General features: G+C 72.4%; 3 protein-coding genes. All 3 read right to left on the minus strand.

Annotated features, from left to right (window positions below; all coding sequences use genetic code 11):
- Nucleotides 1–192 precede the first annotated feature (192 nt).
- The 3 genes from proC to ACLIYP_RS30040 all read right to left on the minus strand — a co-directional run bounded on the left by proC (nt 193) and on the right by ACLIYP_RS30040 (nt 2,671).
- Complete coding sequence (gene proC / locus ACLIYP_RS30030; protein ID WP_412716232.1) at nt 193–1,005, minus strand: pyrroline-5-carboxylate reductase; 813 nt, start codon at nt 1,003–1,005, stop codon at nt 193–195.
- Between the two features lie 110 nt (nt 1,006–1,115).
- The gene (locus ACLIYP_RS30035; protein WP_412716233.1) at nt 1,116–1,853 is read right to left on the minus strand and encodes an ABC transporter permease; all 738 of its coding nucleotides are present in this window, start codon (nt 1,851–1,853) and stop codon (nt 1,116–1,118) included.
- Nucleotides 1,850–2,671: an ABC transporter ATP-binding protein gene (locus ACLIYP_RS30040; RefSeq protein ID WP_412716234.1), complete on the minus strand. Its 822-nt coding sequence runs from the start codon at nt 2,669–2,671 to the stop codon at nt 1,850–1,852. The genes ACLIYP_RS30035 and ACLIYP_RS30040 overlap by 4 nt, the downstream gene beginning before the upstream one ends.
- Between the last annotated feature and the right edge of the window lie 241 nt (nt 2,672–2,912).

Raw genomic sequence — 2,912 nt, forward strand, 5'->3', positions numbered from 1 at the left:
GCGGATTTCCCGTCCGGCTCCTAATCGAGCCACCCGGACCGGAATTCCGGCATGCCGGAATTCATCCCCGGAAGGGATTCACACTGGGTGAGTGGTCGCCGCCGAAGGCGACAGAAGAGCTGCCCGGTGTCGAATCGACTCCGTGGCAGCTCGGAGAACAGTACACGACCGCGAGCGGTCCATCAAACAGCCCTAGCCGTTGCCGCCGGAGGCCAGTTCCCGGCTGCGGTCGCGGGCCGCTTCCAGGGCCGCGATGAGGGCGGCGCGTACGCCGTGCCGCTCCAGCTCGCGGATGGCGCTGATCGTGGTGCCCGCCGGAGAGGTGACCGCCTCGCGGAGCTTGACCGGGTGTTCACCGCTGTCCCGGAGCATCACCGAGGCGCCCACGGCCGCCTGGACGATCAGGTCGTGCGCCTTGTCCCGGGGGAGGCCGAGCAGGATGCCCGCGTCGGTCATGGCCTCCACCAGGTAGTAGAAGTACGCCGGGCCCGAACCGGAGAGCGCCGTGGCGGCGTCCTGCTGGGACTCCGGGACGCGCAGCGTCTTGCCGACCGGCTGGAAGATCTCCTCGGTGCGGACGAGGTGTGCCTCGGTGGCATGGGTGCCGGCGGAGATGACGGACATGCCCTCGTCCACCAGTACCGGGGTGTTGGGCATGACGCGGACGACCGGAGCGCCCTGGGCGAGCCGTTCCTCGATGAAGGCCGTCGGAATGCCGGCGGCGGCGCTGACGACCAGGCGGTCGGCGGGGACGTGGGGGGCCAGTTCGTCGAGCAGGGCCGCCATGTCCTGCGGCTTGACCGCCAGGATGAGCGTGTCGGCCGTCTTGGCCGCCTCTGCGTTCGTGACCGCGGTCACGCCGTGGCGGGTGCGCAGTTCCTCGGCGCGCTCCGGTCGGCGGGCGGTGGCCAGGAGGTCGGACGGGGACCAGCCGGCGCGGATCATGCCCGACAGCAGGGCCTCGCCGATCTTTCCGGCTCCGAGGACGGCGATCTTCTGGGTCATGGGACGGCTCACCTTGTCCGGGTCCAGTGCGTGCGTGCTGCACTCGGTGCGTGCTGCGCTGCAATCCTCGCACTCCCGGCGGTGCCGCCGCCGGTTCGTCCATCTGGCGGTCAGGGGGTGCGGCGGCGGAGGGTGGCCGCGCCGAGGAGGAGGACGAGGAGGGCGCTTCCGGCGACGATCGCGATGTCGCGGACGAGGTCGCCGGTGACGCCCGGGTTGCGCAGTACCTCGTTCATGCCGTCCACCGCGTAGGACAGGGGCAGGACGTTCGAGACCGCCTCCAGGACGGGCTGCATGGTGTCGCGCGGTGTGAGCAGGCCGCAGAGCAGGAGCTGCGGCAGGATCAGGGCGGGCATGAACTGGACGGCCTGGAACTCGGTGGCGGCGAAGGCGGAGACGAACAGGCCCAGCGCCGTGCCGAGCAGGGCGTCGAGCAGGGCGATGAGGAGCAGCAGCCAGGGGGAGCCCGCGAAGTCCAGGTCCAGGAACCAGATGGTCACCCCGGTGGCCAGGGCCGCCTGGGCGACGGCCAGCAGACCGAAGGCCAGGGCGTAGCCCAGGATCAGGTCGGCCTTGCCCAGCGGCATGGACAGCAGGCGCTCCAGGGTGCCCGAGGTGCGTTCGCGCAGGGTCGCGATGGAGGTGACCAGGAACATCGTGATCATCGGGAAGATGCCCAGCAGCGAGGCTCCGATGCGGTCGAAGAGTTCGCGGTCGTCGGCGTAGACGTAGTACAGCAGGACCGTCAGCAGCACGGGGACGAGCAGCAGCAGCGCGATCGTGCGGGGGTCGTGCGCGAGCTGGCGCAGTACGCGGCGGGCGGTGGCCAGGGTTCGGGTCGCGCTCACCGGATCTCCTCCGTGTCGGTCTTCTCGCCCTTCCGGGCCTTCTCGTCCTTCCGGACCTCGCCGTCCTCGCCGTCCCTGGCGCGGGCGGTGTCGACCAGGCGGAGGAAGGCGTCTTCGATGCTCCCGGTGCGGGTGCGGGCCCGCAGGGCTTCGGGGGTGCCGTCGGCCAGGAGGCGGCCGGCTCGCATCAGCAGCAGGCGCTCGCAGCGGTCGGCCTCGTCCATGACGTGGGACGAGACGAGCAGGGTGGTGCCGCGCTCGGCCGCGAGGCGGTGGAAGAGGCCCCACAGGTCGCGGCGGAGGACGGGGTCGAGGCCGACGGTGGGTTCGTCCAGGACGAGCAGTTCCGGGGAGCCGAGCAGGGCGACGGCCAGGGAGACCCGGGAGAGCTGTCCGCCGGAGAGGTTGCCGGCGAGGGCGTCGGCGTGGGAGGCGAGGTCGACGTCGGCGAGGGCGCGTTCGACCTGTCCTCGGCGTTCGGCGCGGGGCAGGCCCAGGACGGACGCGAAGTACTCCAGGTTCTGGCGGGTGGTCAGGTCGGTGTAGACGGAGGCGGCCTGGGTGACGTATCCGACGCGGGAGCGCAGCGGTGCGGCTCCGGCCGGGTGGCCGAGCACGTCTAGGGTGCCGGTGACCTTCGCCTGGGTGCCGGCGATGGCGCGCATCAGTGTGGTCTTGCCGCAGCCGCTGGGGCCCAGCAGACCGGTGACGGTGGAGCGCGGGACCTCGAAGGAGAGGCCGTCGAGGACGGTGCGGCCACCGCGGACGACGGTGAGGCCGTCGGCCCGGACGGCCGGCCCCGCAGCGTAATTCATCATGTGTTGAATAATGCTCCCGCGCCGGCCCGGGCGTCAAGCGGGGCGGGGCCGGACATGCCGGCGCCCCCGTCCGGGAGACGGACGGGGGCGCTGCGTCGATACCGGGGCGGTTCGTCCGGGGCGGGTGCCCGGGGTGCCGCCGGAAGGGGCCGGGGCGGCGCTGCGTGAGGGACCGCGGCGGCTCACGCGCCCCGGCCGGCCTCCGTCAGCGTTTGCGGCCGGGCCTCCCGGAGCCGCTCGC

It is taken from the genome of Streptomyces nanhaiensis (assembly GCF_046614825.1).
Classification (GTDB): Bacteria; Actinomycetota; Actinomycetes; order Streptomycetales; family Streptomycetaceae; genus Streptomyces; species Streptomyces radiopugnans.

Bases quoted from the DNA above. Each gene is read 5' to 3' on its own strand.
- proC (WP_412716232.1), bottom strand. From the start codon at position 1,005: ATGACCCAGAAGATCGCCGTCCTCGGAGCCGGAAAGATCGGCGAGGCC.
- ACLIYP_RS30040 (WP_412716234.1), bottom strand. From the start codon at position 2,671: ATGATGAATTACGCTGCGGGGCCGGCCGTCCGGGCCGACGGCCTCACC.